Origin of the sequence: Carnobacterium divergens DSM 20623 (assembly GCF_000744255.1) — a bacterium.
Classification (GTDB): Bacteria; Bacillota; Bacilli; order Lactobacillales; family Carnobacteriaceae; genus Carnobacterium; species Carnobacterium divergens.
Genome location: NZ_JQLO01000001.1, coordinates 97,786 through 118,426, shown reverse-complemented (window position 1 = coordinate 118,426; position 20,641 = coordinate 97,786). Strand labels below are relative to the sequence as shown.

Here is a 20,641-nt window from a genome sequence, read left to right as displayed (position 1 = left end):
TCTCTACTTTTTCTTCAACATCATCCATTGATCTAAATCTTGAAATCCTAATCGTTTATAGATTTTCCCCGCTATTGGATTATGATAAAACAAACAAGCCGATTTTCCTTGCTCATGGCAATGGTTAACTAACTCTGACACCACCGCTGAGGCAAAACCATGACCACGCTCTTCAGGTAACGTCCCTACGCCAATAATCATTCCAGAAGTCTGGCTTTCAACCGAGACCTCTCCACCCGCTACAATTTTACCAGCTTGATTTTTAACAATTTTCATCACTGCTTTTCCTGATTTAATTTTCTCCACTACTTCTTCTGCAACAAGCTCACACTTATTAAAGCAAGTACGCATCAATTGAAAATACTCGGAAATACCTTCAACTTCTAAATCCTCCACTCTTGTCGTATCCACTTTTTCCGCTAACTTCTGACATTCAGCAAAATAAGTACTTGTGGCAATCAATGATGGAAAAGCCTCTTGATAGTCTTTTAAAATCGCTTGTTTTCCTGATAAATAAGTAAAATCAATGGTTCGAATCAAAGAAATAAATTCCTCGATGCCAGAAAAATCAATACTATGGGTAGGGATGAGATTCTTTTTATACCGTAATAGAACGCCTTCAATTTCCAACGCCCCATTTTCATAACACCAAACGTCTTGACTCGACGATTCAAAGCCATACATCTCAATATCCCCTATTGTAAACAAATTTAGCGCTGGTTCTTTTTCTAAGTAGTCTAATAACCGCTTTTTATCTTTTTCTGTGCATTTTCTAAGCAAAAAAGCCCCTCCCCTTTTTTATCAAGTAGCTGACCATGGTGTGTTGGTTGTCATACTATCCGCAAACGCTTCATTAAATTGATGGTTTGCGATTCTTTTTTGACGACGCTCTTCATATCCACTACAGACCATTTTTTCTTCTTTTGTAGAAGCCTCAATCAGTGGCACAACAATCGTTGGATGCTCAGCTGTTGGAACAGCCACAAAAGTCATAAAGCTTGTTGCCGCTAAATAACGCTTTCCAGTTAACAACTCTTCTCCCATCACTTTTGCAAAAATCTCCATCGACCGTTTACCTACTCCTGTAACATAGGTTTCAACACAAACAGAATGATCCTCAAAAATAGGATGTAAAAAATCAAGCGAATCGGTTGACGCTGTTACACAAACGGCTCTGCTATGACGAGTAGCCGAAATAGATGCTGTGTCATCAATCAGACTCATTAATTTTCCACCAAATAAGGTCTTATGTTGATTTAAATCATAGGGAAAAACACGATGAGTTTGAACAACTCTTGACTCCCCACAAGTTTTTGTTAAACGCTTTGTTTCTTGATTCATGATCCTGATTCCTCCAATAGTTGATTCCTTCTTACTTATTATATCATTATTTCCTTTTAAAATTCCCTTTAATTGCCTTCAAATAAACTAGCAGATTTTTTTAAACTCCTCTATAATAAAAATCAGAGAGAGGAGATCCTTTATGCGTAAACTTATTTTATTTGGAGACAGTATTACGGCTGGCTATGCCAATGATTTTGTTTCTCCCATTTTAACTAAAAAATTAGCTACCTATTTTCCAGAAGAAACAATTCTAAATGTCGGAATCCCTGGAGACACGACAGTCGATGGCATTGCTCGCTTAGAAAAACACGTTTTAAGCAAACAACCAGATTTAGTTACTGTATTCTTTGGTTCAAACGACGCATCCACTGGTCTACTGGTGCAAATTGACGAGTATCGACTCCATCTAACTAAGATGATTGAAACCATTGGAGCGTCAAAAGTAATTTTAATCACACCTGCTTTAAGCAATCAGGCACTCCAACAAGCAGAACGCCCAAATAGTCGCTTAATCCATTATGGAAATATCGTCCGTGAATTGGCAACTCAATACCAAACAAAGCTAGCTGAATTGCAATTGGCTATGCTGGACCGACCTAATTATTTAGATTGCCTTCAAGAGGACGGTTTTCACTTTAGCGAGGTCGGCTATGACGTTTTAGCCGAGGAAATTGCAAAAGCCATCAAAGCATAGACAAGAAGACAGCCCTCTCAAAAAAGAGCTGTCTTTTTATTGATTAAAAAAGAGAAACCATTAAAGAAATCCCTGCAACGCCAAAAAGAATCGACCACATAATATTTTTAGTCCAATAAGCGACAAACAAAACAAGTACGGCAGGTAATAATTTTAAATTCATAACCGGATTTATCGAAAACGCTCCTTGCCAGAAAAAGATATCTGAACAAATTAGCGCAGAAAAAATAGAAACTGGAATAAAGGACATCCATTTTACAAACTTAGGTGGAATTTCCCGATTGCTTAATAGCAACATCGGCAACATTCTTGGTAAATAGGTTACTACTGCCATTCCCAAAATTAAATAAAGCTGTTCACGACTCATCAGACACCGCTCCTTTTTTTGAAGTCAAATACTGATCTATGAAAAATCCCACAAAAGACGCTAGAATAGCCGCAATAACTAAGGCAATATTATGCTTCAATAAAATCATTAACACCACAGAAAAAAAGCCTGCAACAATCCCTACCACTAAAAATAATGGGGAAACAAACTGCATCACTAATAAGCAAATAAACATCGCAATCAGCACATAGTTCATAATCGTTGTATTAATGCTTAAATTACTGCCAATAATTCCTCCTACAAAAGTACTTATTCCCCAAACTACATACGGAATAAGCCCTGTTTTCAAAGCTTTCGTTTCACTCCATTCATGATTATGAAATTGATTGTAATTCACTGCATAGCTCTCATCTGCTAAGGAGTGTGTGTACAAGAAAATCATTGGAATCGAACTATTTTTAAAATGCGTTGACATACTTGAACTCATTAGAACATGTCTTAAATTCAAAAAAAACGTCATCATAATCATCGCCGGCACCGTTGCCCCCATTACAAGCATCGAAGCCACCATAAATTGCGAAGCTCCTGCATATACAAGCAAGCTCATTAATAAAATACTTAACGGGCTGAATCCAGCATCATACAACACCATTCCACAAGCCATTCCCAATGGTACAAAACCAATTGTTACTGGATAAATGACCTTTATTGCCTCTAACCATTCTTGCTTTCTCATATTTATGTATCCCCCCAATTGTATCTGCCATTATAGCATAAAATCTCATCTTTTTTTCATTTATTTTTAATAAAAAAAGAACAGTCTTGATTTTTATCAAGACTGTTCCAATCTATTCCCTTATAAATAATATTTTTTACTAACCGATAAATCTTCATTTAATTCATAAACTAACGGTTGACCTGTTGGAATTTCCAATGCCATAATATCGTCATCTGAAATGCCCTCAATGTATTTTGCTAAGGCACGTAATGAATTGCCATGTGCTGCTACTAAAACAGTTTTGTGATCCAAGATAGCTGGAGCGATTTGATCTTCCCAGAAAGGAATAACGCGTTCTAGCGTTACTTTCAAATTTTCACCCATTGGAATACGACTTTTTTGTAAGTTTGCATAGCGACGGTCATTTGTTGCAGATCCTGGATCCGTTGGTGCCAATAATGGTGGCAAGGTATCATACGAACGACGCCATAATTGAACTTGGTCTGCACCATATTTTTCAGCTGTTTCTTTTTTATTTAAGCCCTGTAACGCTCCATAATGACGTTCATTTAAGCGCCAAGATTTTACTTCTGGAACCCATAATTGGTCAGATTCTTCTAACACGATGTGACAGGTTTTAATGGCTCTTTTTAAGACAGAAGTAAAGGCAACATCAAATTCAAGGCCTGCTTCTTTGATTTTACGACCTGCTTCCGTTGCTTCTGCTAATCCTGCTTCACTTAAATCAACATCCACCCAACCGGTAAATTGATTCAAGGCATTCCAATCACTAAGTCCGTGACGTACAAAAACTAATTTCATTAAAATCCCTACTTTCCTCTTGTTGATACAACTATTGTACACCTAAATACTAGAATATGCGAAAATTTTATTTGTAGAACGAAAAGAGATTTGCTATGATACGTAAAGAGTCCTTTTCCAACAAATACTCTATCATTTTGAATGAAGGGAACGATTCATTTTATGTTAAAAAAAATCGTTTATAGCGCTTGGTTGATTAGTATTATTTATTTTATTTGTTACTTAACAATGCCTTTTCTTGAAAATGCAGTAAAAAGCGGTGGCTTGATGATCTACATTCATGTCATTATGGATTTAATTTTAATTGGCGGCTTTTTCTTTATATTTGTATCAATTATCCGTTTCTTTTTTGCAAATCCAGATAAATAAAAAAAAACGAATTCCAATAATGGAATTCGTTTTTTTATTAATGTTTTAAGGCTTTGTAGTATAACGCTGAGACAAATACAGATCCACCAACAATATTGCCTAAATAAACTGGAACAAAATTTTGAATCAGTTGACTCCAAGTTGCACCACCTTCAAAGATCGCAGCTGGAATCACGAACAAATTAGCCACACTATGTTGAAACCCAATCGCAACAAAGGTCATGACAGGAAACCAAATCCCTAACATCTTACCTGATGCATCTTTAGCACCGTAACATAACCATAAAGCTAATCCTACAAACCAATTACAGCCGATTCCTGAAATAAAGGCTTGCAGCGGACTAGCCGCAACTTTCCCTTGAGCTAAAGTGACTGTTTCATGTAAAAAAGCACCTGAACTTGTTAAGCCTACGATATGACCAAAAAAGTACGCTACGAAAAGTGCTCCAACAATGTTAGCTACTGTAATCGTCAACCAATTGATAAGCAATTCTTTCATTGTTACCTTTTTATCCAACCAAGCAGCCGAAACAGCCATCATATTTCCTGTAATCAACTCGCCTCCACCTAAAAGAATCACAATCAAACCGATTGGGAAAACACAAGCGCCAATAAAGCTTGCAAAACTGCCCCATTCTTCAATCATTGAAGAGGCAACCCGAATATAAGCTAAATAGCCTAACGAAATCATCGCCCCTCCTACAAATCCAAGTAATAGCTTACTTGATAATGGTTTGGCAATTTTCTTTTTGCCCATTTGGATGGTAATGTCTAGAATTTCATCTGGTGTGTACATCGTTTCATTTCACTCCTACTGATTAATTAATTGAATCGTATTTTATCATTTATAAGTTCTAATACTTTCTTATTTTACTTGATTTTTTTGAAATTACAATCTTTTTTGTGTTTTTTTTCACAAGATTTAATAAAAAGTGGATTCAAAAAAGAGATTGACAAAAACGACTAATGAATCGTTTTTGTCAATCTCTTTTAACTAGTTGAATTAACGCACTTCTTTCACAACTGGACCATTCTCATAACCCACAATGACAGTATTCACACGATCTAAAAACAAGCCATGCTCTACCACGCCTGTTAAGCCATCTAACCATGTTGCTAAGGCATGTGGCTCCTTGATTTCTTTCATGTTTAAATCAATCAATAAGTGACCGCCATCTGTTACATATTTTTCACCAGCTTCATCTAAGCGAAATTCTGGTTGATAGCCTTTTGCCTCAAAAATTTTAAATAATTGAAGACTTCCATAAGGCATGACTTCGATTGGCAAGGGGAACGCGCCTAATTCATCAACCATTTTGCTTTCGTCTACAATCCAAATCACTTTTTTAGAATAATCTGCTACGATTTTTTCAAATAACAGTGCACCGCCGCCGCCTTTAATGCCTTGAAAGTCACGACTGATTTCATCTGCTCCATCAATTGTAATGTCAATCACATCTACTTCGTCTACACTTTTCAGTGGAATACCTAAGCCTTCAGCCTGTTCCTTCGTTCTTGTTGACGTCGTTACACCAATAATATTCAAACCTTCATTCACTCTACGTCCTAAAGCTTCCACCATGTAGTAAGCAGTAGACCCTGTTCCTAATCCAACTACCATACCCTCTTTGATGTATTCAGCTGCTTTTTCTCCAACCATTTGCTTTAAATTCACGTCTCGTTCCTCCTAAAAGTTATCTATTTATTTTAAGCCGCATAAACCAATTCAAATTGTTCACACACAATCTCCATTGATGGGCTAAACTCCCAATCCATTTCAGCGTATGCACGTCTGAAAAATGCTTCATGTTCTTCACGCCAGTAGGCTAAGGTTCGATCGCCTTCCCCTTCTTCATAAGCGATGGTTTCTGGAACTTCTTCAAAAGAGTAAATTGTTACTTTACGATTTTGAACAATCCCCATTGCTTCACCATTTCCATCCAAAATAACTGAATAATCACCAGCTTTTGGAATCGGCTCGTTTTCTAATTTATAACCATGCAACGCACTACAAGTAGCTGTTTTTAACCCTGAAAGCACCAATGCTGAAAGTTCATCGGCCATTTCTTTTGAGTCGCCAAATGCCCAAACAGAGTAAGTATCAGGTACGTTTGGATTTTGTAATTTAAAATTCTGCCAAAGCTGTTTCGCGGATTCATTTTCCATATCAAACACCATTCTTTCTTTCGCAACTAATAACACATTGCGTCGTGAATCAATAAAATAAATCCTATTACTTTACTAGGACGTGTTAGTTATTTTATTAAATTTTCTTTAAGACCATTTTTATTGTACCATATTTTTTTCAAGGATAGGAGATAATCTCTGATAATGAAGATTCCGCTTATATTGTACCCCAATAAAAAAGCTTCAAATCTTTTAGACTTGAAGCTTTTCCTTCTTATTCTTTTTCGAGTTTTGATCTAATTTTTTCTTCTTGACCTGTCATTCTAGCGTAATTATAAAAACGTATTTTAGCATCTTCCACCGTTTTTTCAAATAAATGCTCCGCAACGCTAGGATTGGCTTTTGAAAGAGATGAGAAGCGCGTTTGTGTCATCATAAATTCTTTCATATCCGCAAATTGAGGCTTTTTGTAATCAAGAATCATCGGAATCTTCCCTTTTTCACTTAACAACGGATTAAAGCGATACAATGACCAATAGCCAGAATCGACTGCTTCCTTCGTTTCCTTCAAGGCGTTGCCCATACCGCCTACTAAACCATGAACAATACACGGCGTATATGCAATAATCAATGATGGGCCTGGGAATTTTTCAGCTTCTTCAAAAGCTTTAATCGTTTGAGCTTGGTTCGCTCCTAAAGCGATTTGTGCCACGTATACATTCCCATAACTCATCGCCATCATCCCTAAATCTTTTTTAGAAGCGTACTTTCCACTAGCTGCAAATTTTGCAATCGCAGAAGTTGGGGTTGCTTTTGATGTTTGACCGCCTGTATTCGAGTAAACTTCGTTATCCATCACCAACATATTTACATCTTCGCCACTTGCTAAAACGTGATCGATTCCGCCAAAGCCGATATCATAAGCCCAGCCGTCGCCGCCAATCATCCATTGACTCGGTTTAATGAAAAGATTCCGCTCTTGATAAATCTCTTCCAAAATTGGCGCTTGTTCTTTTTCTTGAAGCAGAGCAAATAACAGCTCATTGGCACGTTCCTTAGTCCCTTCACCTTCAAGCATACCATTCATCCAATTTTCAAAAGCTTCTTTTAACCCATCACTTGGAATACCCGCTTCAATGGCTTCAATCATTTTAAGGGCAATGCCTTCCCGTCTTGATTGATTTGCTAAATGCATTCCGTAACCATATTCAGCATTGTCTTCTAATAAAGAGTTTGACCACGCAGGGCCACAACCTTCACTATTCGTTGTATAAGGAGTTGCAGGACTTGATCCTCCCCAAATAGAAGAACAGCCTGTTGCATTAGCAATCATCATTCGATCGCCAAATAATTGCGTCAACAATTTCACATAAGGGGTTTCACCACAACCAGAACAAGCGCCTGAAAATTCCATTAACGGTTGTTCAAATTGTGATCCTCTAACTGTATTTTTCTTAAATGGGTTTGCTTTTGCTTTTAACGTCATTGAGAAAGCCCAGTTAACAGCTTGCTCTTTTTGTTCTTCATATGGACGCATTTGAATGGCTTTTTCTTTAGCCGGACAAGCGGCCACACATAACCCACAACCTGTACAATCATCTACTGCTACTTGAATGCGATAGTTCAGTCCGTCTGCTCCATGGATATCTCGTACAATATAGCCAGCTGGTGCTTCTTCCATTTCTTCTTCATCTGCTAAAAACGGACGAATCGCTGCATGAGGACAAACAAAGGCACATTCATTACACATGGTACAATTTTCAGGAATCCATTCTGGGACTTCTAAAGCAACCCCACGTTTTTCATAAGCAGCCATACCAACTGGGATTTCGCCACTTGTCATCTTGTTATCGATTAAATTTTTAACTGTTAAAGAATCTCCTTCTTGACGATTCATCGGTTCTAAAATATTGAAAACAAATTTTGGCAAATGACTTGTGTCTCGCTCTTCTTCACTAACTTCTTCCGTTGCCCATGTTTCAGGAATCGTCACTTTATGAACTAATTCGACTGCTGCATCAATCGCCTTTTGGTTGGTCTCTGCAATTTTAATGGATTTTTTTCCATAAACCGCCATTGCATCAGCCTTCATCAAATTCACGACTTCCTCAAACGGCATAATTTCTGTTACCTTGAAAAAAGCAGTTTGCATAATTGTATTGATCCGTCGGCCTAATCCAACTTCATTCGCTAACTTAACCGCATTAATTGTATAAAATTGGATATCATTTTCAATTAGGTATTTCTTTAATTTAGTTGGCAGCATTTTGCTAAGTTGCTCTTCGTCCCAAGCTGTATTTAACAAGAAAATACCGCCTTTTTTCAAGCCTTTAACTAGATCGTATTGATTTAAATACGCCGCAGTATGGCAGGCAACAAAATCAGCTGTTTCAATTAAAAAGCTTGATTTGATTGGCTCTTGACCAAAGCGTAAATGGGAAACGGTCAATCCGCCAGACTTTTTAGAATCATAGGAAAAGTACCCTTGTGCATACAAATCAGTATGATCCCCAATCAATTTGATGGCTGATTTATTCGCTCCCACCGTTCCATCACTACCAAAGCCCCAGAATTTTGCTTGATACGTTCCAGCTGGTGTTAAATCAATTTTTTCCCCTTTAGGCAAGGATAAATGCGTCACATCATCCACAATTCCAACTGTAAATCTCGGTTTCAATGACGTTTTATCTTGACTTAAATGATCAAAAATTCCTAAAATATCGCTTGACGTCACGTCTTTTGATCCTAGACCATATCGTCCACCAATTACTTTTGGACGTATCGCTGAATCATAAAGGGCACTTTGAACATCTAATAAAAGTGGCTCTCCACCTGCTCCTGGTTCTTTTGTACGATCTAAAACAGCAATTCTTTCGACTGTTTTTGGCAACTGCTCAATAAAGCTTGCAACTGGAAATGGACGATACAAGCGAATATTCATCAAGCCCACTTGCTTGCCTTGACTATTTAAATAGTCCACAACTTCTTCAATAACCGGCGTCACAGAGCCCATTGCAACAAGAACTTCTGTTGCTTCAGCATGCCCATAATAATTCACCAAATCATAATTCGTTCCTCGCAACTGGTTGATTTCATCCATGTAGTGTTTCACGATCGTTGGAACAGTTTCATAATGACTATTAATCGTTTCTCTTTGTTGAAAATGAATATCAGGATTTTGGTTTGTTCCGCTAACCGTTGGATGATTTGGATTCATCCCATTATGACGAAAGACTGTCAGAGCGTCTTTGTTCATAAGACCTTTTAATTCATCGTATTCTAAGACATCGATTTTTTGAATCTCATGACTTGTACGAAAGCCATCAAAAAAGTTTACAAAGGGTAATGAACTTTCTAGTGTTGCTAAATGTGCAACAGCTGATAAATCCATCACTTCTTGAACACTGCCTTCACAAAGCATGGCAAAACCGGTTTGGCGAGCTGCCATTACGTCACTATGATCGCCAAAAATATTTAGCGCATTCGTTGTGACTGCGCGACTGGCAACGTGAAAAACAGTTGGCAACAATTCGCCTGCGATTTTATACATATTGGGAATCATCAACAGCAAGCCTTGTGAAGCTGTGTAAGTCGAGGTTAACGTTCCGGTTTTTAACGACCCATGAACAACTCCTGCCGCGCCTGCTTCTGATTGCATTTCAACGACTTTCACTTCTTGCCCAAATAAATTTTTCTTGCCATCTGATGACCATTGATCCACTAATTCGGCCATTGTTGAACTGGGGGTAATTGGGTAAATCGCTGCAACTTCAGTGAACGCATATGAAATATAGGCCGCTGCCGTATTCCCATCCATTGTTTTTTGCTTTCTCATGTCTTCTCCTCTTTTCAATTTGTTGTTTTAACTAAGTTTGTGCAAAAATAAATTTCTATTAACCCTTTTATTTTAATGTTCTTAGATCATAAATACAAGTGAATGAAGGTTTTTTCACGAAAACATCATGAATTATTACTTCATATAAGATTAAGAAATAATACAATTAGTGCTTTTTTGCTAATAGTCCTTACTTTTGTTAGAATAGGTAGGAATTTATCATATGTTTGATTTCTTTAATCATACTAAAATTGGAGGATATCTATGAATACCACTCATTTAAAAACCGTCACTTCCGATGATCTCGGTGAGCTTACTCTTTTAGTAGGAGACCCCGCTCGCGTGGCACTCATCTCTCAGAATTGGGAACAGACACGAATCGTCTCTCAAAATCGAGAACTCACTTTAGTCAGTGGCTTATGGAAGGGCAAAAGAGTTTCCATTTGTTCTACTGGAATGGGAGTTGGATCGACTGAAATTGCTGTAATTGAGTTGATTCAAAGTGGTGCTAAACAATTTGTTCGTTTAGGAGGATGTGGTGCTTGGAGTAACGACATTCAAGCTGGTGATTTAATGTTTAACCATGGGATGGTCCGAGACAAAGGAATGCTAGCCAACTATGCACCTGATACTTATCCTGCAACTGCTGATCCAATTTTATTAGCAAAACTAACTGAAAAAGCAATAAAAGAAGGCTTTACTAGTCATGTTGGATTAGGTATGACCACGCAATCTTATTATTTAGGTCAAGGGAGAGACCCTCAACTTTCTAATGGACCCAAAGTAGATTCTGCTTTCATGTCTTACTGGCAAGAGCGTCATGTGTTAAACTGCGATATGGAAACGGCTGTGCTTTATTTATTAGCCTCTCTCTATCAAATTCCTGCTGCTAATTGTTTAGTGGTACATCTTAGTCGTATGAATCTTGAAAAAATAGAAGATACAGACTATGAAATTCTTCATCAAAATGCTGCTGAACTGGTTTTAAAAGCTTGTTTAATGTAGCTCATTTCCCAGGAAATAAATAAAAAAGGAGCACCTAATTTTTTTGAATTAGGCGCTCTTTTTTTATTTATTTGACTACATTTACATCAATTGCTTGGTAAAATGCATTTGGTGTATCAAAAATATTCCAAACTGCTAAAATAACATGATATCCAGAACGATCAGCTGGAATCGTTACAAGTTGTGTAGGATTTTCAACTGGAATAGCATGATGATCATCTTGTTGTGTTACTAATTCAAAGTTTTTAATATCTAATGGTTGATTTGGGTCCCAACCTTGTTTTGTCATGTAATAATCCCAAGTCGTTGTTGAATGTGGAGCTGTTAAATGCCAAGTAAAAGGTTGAACTCCTGTTTTAATATCTGTTTTGTTCCATCTTTCAGCTGTTTGTTCATCTAATAATGAAAAACGAGAAATTCCTGCATTTGCTAATTTACCAGTCACAAAAGTGTCTTTGAAGGTTTCAATACTTTGTGGTTCATATGCCGCATCGCCAATATTTTCGTTTAACTTTCCACCTAGTTCAGTTCCTTTAAAAACGCGACTTGCAGGTGAAGAAACATATCCATGTGCTGAAGCTGTTGATGCGTATGCTGCAACTCCTCCTAATACCAATGTAACCGTTAAAACAAATTTTAATAGATTCTTTTTCATAATCACTTCTCCTTTTATTCTATTTTGTTACTTTTTAAGAATAGCATACCTACATTTTTATAATTATAAAAATTAAATTATTTTTATTTTTTATTTGATACTTATTTTTTATTATCATTAGACCAATTTTTTCTAAATCCACTGTTCTTTATTTTTCAGAAGTTGTGTATCATTTTTTTTAACGGATTTTATCATTTATCTAACTCTTTTTATACTATTTGTTTTTTTCTTAATACAGAAATAAAAATACCAATTTTTATATAACAACAACACATAAATTAAATTCAGATTAAAAAACATTTCTTCTGAACTATATTTCTTTTCTATTCTTAAATAAAAAAAACCATCTCTAATTAAGAGATGGCATTGATTGATTTATTTATTTTACTACATTCACATCAATTGCTTGATAAAATGCATTTGCTGTATCATTGATTGTCCAAACTGCATAGATTACATGATAGCCTGTGCGATTTGCTGGAATGGTTACATTGTGGGTAGTTGGTGAAGTCGGAATCGCACCATTATCATTCACTTGACCAATTAAATCAAAGTTTTTAATGTCTAATGGTTGATTTGGGTTCCAGCCTTCTTTTGTCATAAAGTATTTCCAATTAGTTGTGCTGTGTTTTGCTGTTAATGTCCACGTAATAGGTTGAACGCCTGTTTTAATGTCTGTTTTATGCCATCTGGTTGCAGTTTGTTCATCTAATGGTGCAAATTGAGTTAAACCAGCACTTGCTAGCTTACCTGAAATAAAGGTATTTTTTAATGTTTCAATACTTTGTGGTTCCCATTGAGCTTGTCCAACATTTGTGTTTAAATTGCCACCTAAGTTACTGCCTTTATAGGCACGACTGCCTGGTGATGATACATATCCATGTGCCGATGCTGAAGCTGTGAAAACACCTAATCCTCCAACAACTAACGCTGCCACCAAAATAAATTTTATTAACCGATTCTTCATTAGAACATCTCCTCATCCTTATTTTTTGTTTCCGCTTACAAAATGAATATTAACATAATGTTATAATGTTGTCTAAAGATATCCCTTTAATTATTACTTAATTCTATTTATAAAAAAGTATATTTAATCATTCACAATTATACCAATTAAAACTAATAAAAAAGAAATAAAAAAATACCCCTTATAAAACTCTAAGGGGCCATCTTCATTCCTTAAATTAATTGATATTTTTTAAAACTTTGATAGATACCATCTTGATTATGAGCTGTCGTTAAATCATCCGCAATTTTTTTCAAATCTTCGCTAGCATTTCCCATTGCTACTCCAACATTTACCAACTCAAACATCTCAATATCATTATGAGCATCGCCATACGCCATGGTTCTTGAAACCTCTTCATTAAGGTGTTCAAGCAATTGAGTAATGGCAACGCCTTTGTGAATTCCTTTCAAGACGATTTCGCCACTGTTTTTTCCAAAAACTGGAACCGTACTTCGCATCACATTAAATTCAGTACCAAATTTTTCTTGAACCACTCCAAAAGGAACTTGGTTGTTGATAAAGGAAACTTTATTAATAGTAGAATAATCGATAGAATCATTTTTTTCAGTCAAATAACTACAAAAGACATCTAAGGTTGATCTTAAACTTTGATAATCCTCACTTGCTTGATCTATGTCCGAAAAGACAATTTCATTCATTGTTGATACACAGTTTTTACTAGAAAATAATCCATCATTTGATTCTAAATAATACGCCACACCATTTTCATCTAAAAAATCAATTAAATCTAACATTGTCTCTTTTTCAAATTTTAAATGACTTAGAACTTCACCATTGCTTTCAACATATCCTCCGCCAGCTCCTATTAAGCCATCAAAGCCAATCGACATGATCTCTTCATTAAGCTCTGATTTTGAACGTCCTGTACATAAATAGACCAAATGTCCATTCTTTCTTGCTGCTTTAATCGCCATTGCGGCTGATTCTGGTACACGTCCGGTATCATCACAAAGCGTCCCATCTACATCCATAAAAATAATCGTATGACTCATCTTGTCTCCCCATTTCTATAGTAATCGTTGCTCCTATAATTACTATAGAGTATGGAATGCATTTCATGTCAAGGGGATTTTTGATATTAATGATACAGCATATCGTGAATAATCTCTTTTTTACTCATTTTACTTGGGAAGAACGTCGGCCAATTAGTCATTTCCGTCAACAACGCTTCGTGACTCTCATTTCCCATGTAGATATGAAAATGACCACTCTTATGAGGTTCTATAAGGTGATCGCTAAATTGAACATACTTTGGAGCCTGTGTTTCTTCTGTCTTAGAAGTAAAAAGATAACGAACTCCTTTTTTACCCGATTCATAGGTTAAAATTTGATAGCCTGCAGATTCATACTCTGCCTCTTGCCACTCACCGTTAACAAGATACGCCATTTTGTTATTGTAAACATCAATGGCTTCTATGTCTGATTTATAGCCTGATTCATAATATTTTTTGTATTCATCGACAGTTTTATCCCCCGTCTTAGCTTTTTCTTTAAATACTTCATCTAGTGAACCATCCACTAAATAGGGATAAATCGATTTCCAAGAGCCTTGCCAATCTGAAATGGAACGTTCTTTGACTTCATTATCTTCAAAAATTCCCTCGCTTGCTTTTGTAGCGTGATGGTGAGAGTGTGTTTCGGTTTCTTTTTTTTCTAATTGACTAGAAGACGTCTCCGTTTTTTTTGTTTTTTCATTTTTTATACATCCCGTACTTACAATTGCAACTATCATTACTAAAACCAATGCCATCTTTTTTTTCATAATGCTCCCCTTTTTAACTCTTGCTTATTTTAGTGTCTTTGTTCGTTCAATTAATGCAACTAAAATTATTTTGTCAGCTGTATCAATTGTTTGGTTCTCTTTCTTTTATGTTCATGGATAAGTTTTAATGCTCTTTTTCGTGTTTTTCTATTTGTACTTTTAACTAAACGGCGATAGGCGCTTGATAAATCTTGTTTTTCCATATAGAGTCTCTCCTGTCATTTTATTATTTTGTGACTACCTAAAAATAGTCTACCAGCTTGCTTTTTTCACACCTGGAATTTGACCCTTCAATGCCAATTCTCGAAAGTTAATTCTAGATAAGCCAAATTTTCGTAAATATCCTCTGGGACGGCCATCTAGTTGATCTCGATTTCTTAAGCGATTCGGATTTGAATCTTTTGGTAATTTTGCTAATGCTTGATAATTTCTTTGTTTTTTTAATTCTTTACGAATTGAGGCATAGTCACTAACCAGTTGACGTTGTTTTTCTGCTTTTACTATTTTTGATTTTTTTGCCATTGTCTTCTCTCCTTTAATAATTAAATTTCCTTTATTAGGTTTAAATCGTAATCGTTACGTTTTATGTATTTATCATACTATCATGTTGATTTTTAATTGTCAACTACTCCCTTTCTCTTATTGCTTACAAAAAAAATCGAGTAGAAGATTCTACTCGATAGAAATTATTATTTTTTCTATTAAAGCTAATTCGCTAACTATTTAAATTAATTTTTAGATATTATTTACTGGGCGTTTTGCCATATCAGTCAATCTCTTAAACCAAGCCCCATCTGTAACAATATAAGGCATATCTTTTTCATTATTTTCTTTATAAATTCTATTTAAAATATTTAATTCATCCATGTCGTTCAATCCTGTAAGATTCTTTCCATCAAAATAGTAAACCCCCGCACTTCCTTTAACTTGATAAAAACACTGCATTGTAACCTCTCCTTTATTATTTTTTTGAGTTGTTCCTAATAATTCATAAATACTGTTAGTAGCATCTATTCGAATATCCATATGCGCATACTTTACATTAGGCCTTTCCCAATGCGCACAAAAATTCGCTGCTGCTGCTGCTGCTGTTAAATCAGCTATTTTTTTGAATTCTGACAGCACTTGATAATTTTTTACAGTCGGATGATAGGCCGTATTCCCATAAGCCAACCATTGACCTGTTGTATCTCCTTGTGCGATTATCTTTGCTTGCCCTTGTACTGTTTCTGCTTCACTGTTCGAAATCCCACAAATGCTTGCTTGCATATATAGATTACTTTTTGGAGTCCACTGACCTAATCCATAACCTCCGCCTCCACTGTGTTCATTTACATTTGGATTGAGAGCTGACTCTGCATATAGATTACCGATAATACCTGCCGTGGAATTATCATTATAGCCAAACTGTTTTAGTGTATTCCATACTGTTTTTGCTGTTTCTAATTGAGTTGATGTAAAATTTACCATAGTCCAATTCCTTTCATTTTGACTCTTAAAATTCAAAAAAATTGAATAATCCATCTTATTTTAAACATTATTTACTGGACGTTTTGCCATATCTACTAACCTTTTAAACCAAGCTCCATCAGTAATAATACGCGGCATATCATTGTCATTATTTGCTTTGTAAATCTGATTTAAAATATTTAGTTCATCCATATCATTCAATCCTGTAAGATTCTTTCCATCGAAATAATAAATCCCTGGATTTCCTTTAATTTGATAAAAACATTGCATAGTTGTCTCTCCTTTTTTAGGTTTACTTGTTCCTTCATTATCTTCTGATCCTTTTAAGCGATAAAAATAAACTGGTGGACCTCCAATCCATCCCGATGCTTGAGTTTCAACAATTCCTCGACCACCAGTACAGTGAATAATAGTTTGATTACTCAAAAAAACACCCGTATGACCATTTGAACCACTACTATTCCCCTTTATACCTGCAACAAAAATATCTCCTCGTCGAACTTCACCGCGACTAATCGGTGTTAACAACTTACCTTCCAACTGGTACAAACTTTCTGTATTTCCAGGAAACGTTCCCTCAGCTACAAAACCTCCCTGCATTAATGCATAATACACAGCAGAACTACAATCATAGCTGTTTGGACCATAACGATTCGTCATTGAATAAGTTACTTTCCCTTTTCTTATTTGAAACCAATTAATTACTGATTCTATTTTCCCCATTTTCTTCCTCCTTTCTTTCAATAATAATGTTTAGTTATTATCTTATATCCTTATTTTATCCTCAATTTTAAGCCTACACCTTCCTATATTCCTCTAAATTTCTTTCAAAATTTGTTCATTTCTCCCTCAAAAATCATTCATAAATACTTCTTAATAATTTTCTCTAGTATTTAAAAAAACTATAACAATATACTCGTTTTGCCTCTTCTTTATTCATTTATTTTGTCTCTTTAAGTTGATTAATAGTTTCGGAAAACGAGAGTAAGACTCCTTATTTTATTGCTATTTCAATCTCCATTGTTGCGAAGTTCACTTATAATTTAATCGAAAAAAAAAGACGTCTTAATAAGAACGTCCTTCAATATTAATTAGTTTTCCTTAGCGAACAAAGAAACAACATTTGAGTTATTAAAATATTCTCTATTAGACTCTTCAGAGTACTTGCTTAGAAATTTATTTTCAATCCCAAATAGAGATTCTAAAAATGAACGGTCAATATAATAGTCATTTAGAATATCATTTAATGAAAATAAGTGATTTTTAAAAATTAAGTCTAGCAAAGAACGAACTTTTCCAGGTCTAATAATCGCGATATCTTCATCTAAAGGTTCATTCTTTTTGTAGTCTTTTCGATTTAGGGTCGCGTAAAAGTAACGATTTTCTTCAAATGATAGAATTCACAGGATACAACATTATTAACTAGAACAAACTAATTATTTATTTCTAATCTTTTTTAGTAATAGAATATGAACATTTTCACCGTTTGCAGTAGATGTTTTTAGTAGCCTTTTTCTAGATAAAAAAAGCAATTTTTAACACTCCTTTTAAAATGATGATTTTTCTATTAAAAAAATATCTACGCTCATCCTTACATAAATCAAGCTTTCCAACTAAAAATCTCTGGTAGAATTCTCTGGTAGAAAACACCAAAAAAAGCGACAATTTCGTCGCTTTTGGTAGAATTTTGGAAAACTGGCAGTAAAAACGGTGGCTTATTCTCCTGAATTTTTGTTGATTTAACGCGTTTTTACTGAGTTTTCCAATCATCGGCGGTACATCTTAAACTCTAAAAACAAATCATTGTAAATCGCTAAATAGTCCGCACCTAAATCTTGATACACTTCTAAATGGGACATCGTTTCATCGCTTGGATAAAATTGTTTATCATTCGCGATTTCTTTTGGTAAATACTTCATGGCATCCTTATTCGGCGTAGAATATCCGATATATTCAGCATTTTGTGCTGCATTTTTAGGCTCTAGCATAAAATTAATGAAGGCGTAGGCTCCTTCTTTATTTTTAGCGGTTTTAGGAATAACAAAATTATCAAACCAAAGATTAGATCCTTCACTTGGAATCACGTAATGCAGATGTTCATTGTTGTCTAACATTTCACTGGCTTCTCCAGAAAAAGTCACTGCAGCAGCACTTTCTTCTTGAATCATATACATTTTAATTTCGTCGGCTACGATGGCTTTGACATTTGGGGTTAAGGTACTTAATTTTGCTGCAGCCTTGTCTAGCTCCGTTTGATTTTTACTATTTAGAGAATAGCCTAAACTATTTAACGACAGCCCCATTACTTCTCTAGCACCATCAATCAACATTAAATTATTTTTTAGTTCTGGTCGCCATAAATCATTCCAATGTTGCATATCACTCGCTTTTATATATTTATCATTGTAAATAATTCCTAATGTTCCCCAAAAATAAGGAATCGAATAGGTATTTTTTTGATCGAAAGCTAAATCCATAAAACGCGGGTCGATATGGTTTAGACCTTTGATTTTTGATTTGTCTAGCGGCACTAACATTTTTTCTTTGATCATTTTTTGAATCATATATTCGCTAGGAATTGTTAAATCATAGGCTGTTCCACCTTGTTTGATTTTTGTAAACATGGCTTCATTTGAATCAAATGTTTCATAGGAAATTTTATAGTTTGTTTCTTTTTCAAATTTCTTTATTAAAGAGGGGTCAATGTAATCTCCCCAATTATAGAGGGTAATCGTATTGTTCCCTGAAAATCCTTGTGCTTTTTCTAAATGCTTTGCATAGGCGTAAAGTCCACCACATAGAATTAAAATAGCTGCCATTAAGGTTCCTAATTTTTTCATATCATATCCACCGCCTCAGCATGCTGCTTATGTCTTAGCTTTTGTTTTTTGCTGTAGTTGTGTTGTTGAATAAAATAATAACCTGAAACTAGTGCTAGTGAGAAAACAAACATCAATGCACTTAAAGCGTTGATTTCCAAACTAACCCCTTGTCTGGCCCGTGAATAAATTTCTACAGACAACGTACTAAATCCATTTCCTGTTACAAAAAAGGTCACTGCAAAGTCATCAAGCGAATAGGTAAAAGCCATAAAAAAGCCTGCTAAAATACCTGGCGTGATACTTGGCAAAACAATACGACTTAGCACTTGAAGGCTATTTGCTCCTAAATCTCGCGCAGCCATAATCATCGAGTCATTCATTTCTTGCATTTTTGGCAAGACCATTAACACGACAATTGGAATGCTAAAGGCAATGTGAGAAAGCAAAACTGAACCAAACCCTAGTCCTAAACCTAAAAAGGTAAAGAAGATCAAAAAACTTGCCCCAATGATGACGTCAGGAGAAACCATTAAAATATTATTGAAGCTAAGCAACGTATTTCTTGTTTTTCTGTTTTTCGTATAATAAATGCCCATTGCCCCAAAAGTTCCAATCATCGTTGCAATCAATGCTGACAGAAAGGCTACCAATAAGGTATTCAAGACAATTGTAATCAACCGTTTGTCTTCAAAAACCGCTAAATAATGTTCCCAAGTAAAGCCTGAGAAGCCATTCATATCGCCGCCTGCGTTAAAGGAATAAAAAATCAAATAAAAGATGGGCGCATACAATAAACTAAAAACAGCGATTAAATACAAATTTGAACCTTTTAACAAGCCTTTTTTCATTTAAGTTTGCCCCCTTTCTTTTTCTTTTCCCCTGTTAACAGCATAATTAAAATCATGGCAACAATTAAAACCACGCCAATCGTTGAGCCCATTCCCCAGTTTTGTGTTACTAAGAAATGTTGCTCAATTGCAGTTCCAAGGGTAATCACTCGATTCCCCCCAATTAAACGCGTTAGCATAAATAAGGATAGTGAAGGAATAAAGACTGCTTGAACACCACTTTTCACACCGTTTAGTGTTAAAGGAAAAATAACTCGTCTAAAGGTTTCAAAATTATTCGCCCCTAGATCACGGCTAGCGCTAATGTAAGAAGGATTCAATTCTTCAATTGCATTAAAAATTGGCAAAATCATAAAAGGCAGTTCAATATAGGCTGCAACAAACATAAAGCTCACGTCTGTAAATAAAATTTGATGTCTGCCAATGCCAATAAATTCTAAAAAGTGATTGACACTCCCATTCATGCTAAATATTCCAATAAAAGCATAAGCCTTCAAAAGCAAATTAATCCAAGTCGGCAAAATAATCAACATTAGCCATAATTGCTTGTGCTTCGTTTTATTTAAAAAATACGCCGTAGGATAGCTAATTAATAACGTAAATAAGGTAATTAAAAAGGCATACCAAACGGAATTAAAGGTCATTTTTAAATACGTACCTGAAGTAAAATACGTTTGATAATTTTCCAGCGTAAACTGACCATCTACATTGAAAAAAGATTGATATAAAATCAATAATAGCGGGGCAATTACAAATAGCAATAGCCAAAAAACATAGGGAATAAAATAAAACGTTTTTGTTTGCTTTGTCAT

At 35.3% G+C, this 20,641-nt stretch carries 23 protein-coding genes; 3 read left to right on the top strand and 20 right to left on the bottom strand.

All coding sequences use genetic code 11. The features are described 5' to 3' along the window. Window positions 1–3 precede the first annotated feature (3 nt). Window positions 4–780 (bottom strand): GNAT family N-acetyltransferase, encoded by a 777-nt coding sequence (locus BR52_RS00585; RefSeq protein WP_034568277.1) that lies wholly within the window; start codon window positions 778–780, stop codon window positions 4–6. A gap of 21 nt (window positions 781–801) precedes the next feature. Beyond that, complete coding sequence (locus BR52_RS00580; RefSeq protein ID WP_034568276.1) at window positions 802–1,341, bottom strand: acyl-CoA thioesterase; 540 nt, start codon at window positions 1,339–1,341, stop codon at window positions 802–804. A gap of 142 nt (window positions 1,342–1,483) precedes the next feature. On the opposite strand from BR52_RS00580, the gene BR52_RS00575 reads away from it, so the two are divergent. After that, the gene (locus BR52_RS00575; RefSeq protein ID WP_034568275.1) at window positions 1,484–2,038 is read left to right on the top strand and encodes an SGNH/GDSL hydrolase family protein; all 555 of its coding nucleotides are present in this window, start codon (window positions 1,484–1,486) and stop codon (window positions 2,036–2,038) included. A 43-nt stretch (window positions 2,039–2,081) separates the two neighbouring features. Here the strand turns inward: BR52_RS00575 and BR52_RS00570 are convergent, their stop codons facing one another. The 3 genes from BR52_RS00570 to gpmA all read right to left on the bottom strand — a co-directional run bounded on the left by BR52_RS00570 (window position 2,082) and on the right by gpmA (window position 3,906). Then, the gene (locus tag BR52_RS00570; protein ID WP_034568274.1) at window positions 2,082–2,405 is read right to left on the bottom strand and encodes an AzlD domain-containing protein; all 324 of its coding nucleotides are present in this window, start codon (window positions 2,403–2,405) and stop codon (window positions 2,082–2,084) included. Beyond that, window positions 2,395–3,102, bottom strand: coding sequence for an AzlC family ABC transporter permease (locus BR52_RS00565; RefSeq protein WP_034568272.1), 708 nt, complete (start codon window positions 3,100–3,102; stop codon window positions 2,395–2,397). The genes BR52_RS00570 and BR52_RS00565 overlap by 11 nt, the downstream gene beginning before the upstream one ends. A gap of 120 nt (window positions 3,103–3,222) precedes the next feature. Next, the gene (gene gpmA, locus BR52_RS00560) at window positions 3,223–3,906 is read right to left on the bottom strand and encodes a 2,3-diphosphoglycerate-dependent phosphoglycerate mutase (protein WP_034568270.1); all 684 of its coding nucleotides are present in this window, start codon (window positions 3,904–3,906) and stop codon (window positions 3,223–3,225) included. Between the two features lie 162 nt (window positions 3,907–4,068). On the opposite strand from gpmA, the gene BR52_RS00555 reads away from it, so the two are divergent. Then, window positions 4,069–4,275 (top strand): hypothetical protein, encoded by a 207-nt coding sequence (locus BR52_RS00555; protein WP_034573320.1) that lies wholly within the window; start codon window positions 4,069–4,071, stop codon window positions 4,273–4,275. A gap of 37 nt (window positions 4,276–4,312) precedes the next feature. Here the strand turns inward: BR52_RS00555 and BR52_RS00550 are convergent, their stop codons facing one another. The 4 genes from BR52_RS00550 to nifJ form a co-directional block, all read right to left on the bottom strand. Continuing rightward, window positions 4,313–5,071 (bottom strand): formate/nitrite transporter family protein, encoded by a 759-nt coding sequence (locus BR52_RS00550; protein ID WP_034568268.1) that lies wholly within the window; start codon window positions 5,069–5,071, stop codon window positions 4,313–4,315. A 207-nt stretch (window positions 5,072–5,278) separates the two neighbouring features. Then, entirely contained in the window at window positions 5,279–5,950 is a 672-nt protein-coding gene (gene rpiA / locus BR52_RS00545) for a ribose-5-phosphate isomerase RpiA (RefSeq protein ID WP_034568266.1), read from the bottom strand. Window positions 5,951–5,982: 32 nt separating this feature from the next. Continuing rightward, window positions 5,983–6,441: an ASCH domain-containing protein gene (locus BR52_RS00540; protein ID WP_034573318.1), complete on the bottom strand. Its 459-nt coding sequence runs from the start codon at window positions 6,439–6,441 to the stop codon at window positions 5,983–5,985. 235 nt (window positions 6,442–6,676) lie between these two features. Continuing rightward, the gene (gene nifJ, locus BR52_RS00535; protein ID WP_034568264.1) at window positions 6,677–10,237 is read right to left on the bottom strand and encodes a pyruvate:ferredoxin (flavodoxin) oxidoreductase; all 3,561 of its coding nucleotides are present in this window, start codon (window positions 10,235–10,237) and stop codon (window positions 6,677–6,679) included. A gap of 264 nt (window positions 10,238–10,501) precedes the next feature. On the opposite strand from nifJ, the gene BR52_RS00530 reads away from it, so the two are divergent. Beyond that, on the top strand, window positions 10,502–11,242 hold the full coding sequence (locus tag BR52_RS00530; RefSeq protein WP_034568262.1) for a nucleoside phosphorylase: 741 nt from the start codon (window positions 10,502–10,504) through the stop codon (window positions 11,240–11,242). Window positions 11,243–11,309: 67 nt separating this feature from the next. Here the strand turns inward: BR52_RS00530 and BR52_RS00525 are convergent, their stop codons facing one another. The 11 genes from BR52_RS00525 to BR52_RS00475 all read right to left on the bottom strand — a co-directional run bounded on the left by BR52_RS00525 (window position 11,310) and on the right by BR52_RS00475 (window position 20,641). Further along, the gene (locus BR52_RS00525) at window positions 11,310–11,897 is read right to left on the bottom strand and encodes a lytic polysaccharide monooxygenase (RefSeq protein ID WP_034568260.1); all 588 of its coding nucleotides are present in this window, start codon (window positions 11,895–11,897) and stop codon (window positions 11,310–11,312) included. 379 nt (window positions 11,898–12,276) lie between these two features. Then, window positions 12,277–12,864 (bottom strand): lytic polysaccharide monooxygenase, encoded by a 588-nt coding sequence (locus BR52_RS00520; RefSeq protein WP_034568258.1) that lies wholly within the window; start codon window positions 12,862–12,864, stop codon window positions 12,277–12,279. 212 nt (window positions 12,865–13,076) lie between these two features. Further along, on the bottom strand, window positions 13,077–13,919 hold the full coding sequence (locus BR52_RS00515; protein WP_034568256.1) for a Cof-type HAD-IIB family hydrolase: 843 nt from the start codon (window positions 13,917–13,919) through the stop codon (window positions 13,077–13,079). Between the two features lie 86 nt (window positions 13,920–14,005). After that, on the bottom strand, window positions 14,006–14,689 hold the full coding sequence (locus BR52_RS00510; RefSeq protein ID WP_034568254.1) for a ZinT/AdcA family metal-binding protein: 684 nt from the start codon (window positions 14,687–14,689) through the stop codon (window positions 14,006–14,008). Window positions 14,690–14,754: 65 nt separating this feature from the next. Next, window positions 14,755–14,892, bottom strand: coding sequence for a putative metal homeostasis protein (locus BR52_RS12905; protein WP_160113853.1), 138 nt, complete (start codon window positions 14,890–14,892; stop codon window positions 14,755–14,757). A 49-nt stretch (window positions 14,893–14,941) separates the two neighbouring features. Next, complete coding sequence (gene rpsN / locus BR52_RS00505; RefSeq protein WP_034568253.1) at window positions 14,942–15,211, bottom strand: 30S ribosomal protein S14; 270 nt, start codon at window positions 15,209–15,211, stop codon at window positions 14,942–14,944. A 213-nt stretch (window positions 15,212–15,424) separates the two neighbouring features. Then, on the bottom strand, window positions 15,425–16,159 hold the full coding sequence (locus BR52_RS00500; RefSeq protein ID WP_034568250.1) for a phage tail tip lysozyme: 735 nt from the start codon (window positions 16,157–16,159) through the stop codon (window positions 15,425–15,427). 60 nt (window positions 16,160–16,219) lie between these two features. Next, window positions 16,220–16,882 (bottom strand): peptidoglycan amidohydrolase family protein, encoded by a 663-nt coding sequence (locus BR52_RS00495; protein ID WP_034568248.1) that lies wholly within the window; start codon window positions 16,880–16,882, stop codon window positions 16,220–16,222. Window positions 16,883–17,925: 1,043 nt separating this feature from the next. Beyond that, a complete protein-coding gene (locus BR52_RS00485) occupies window positions 17,926–18,999 on the bottom strand; it encodes an ABC transporter substrate-binding protein (protein WP_034568245.1) in 1,074 nt (357 codons plus the stop codon). Further along, the gene (locus BR52_RS00480; RefSeq protein WP_034568244.1) at window positions 18,996–19,829 is read right to left on the bottom strand and encodes an ABC transporter permease; all 834 of its coding nucleotides are present in this window, start codon (window positions 19,827–19,829) and stop codon (window positions 18,996–18,998) included. Before BR52_RS00480 ends, BR52_RS00485 begins: the two co-directional genes overlap by 4 nt. Further along, on the bottom strand, window positions 19,826–20,641 hold the full coding sequence (locus BR52_RS00475) for an ABC transporter permease (protein WP_034568243.1): 816 nt from the start codon (window positions 20,639–20,641) through the stop codon (window positions 19,826–19,828). The genes BR52_RS00480 and BR52_RS00475 overlap by 4 nt, the downstream gene beginning before the upstream one ends.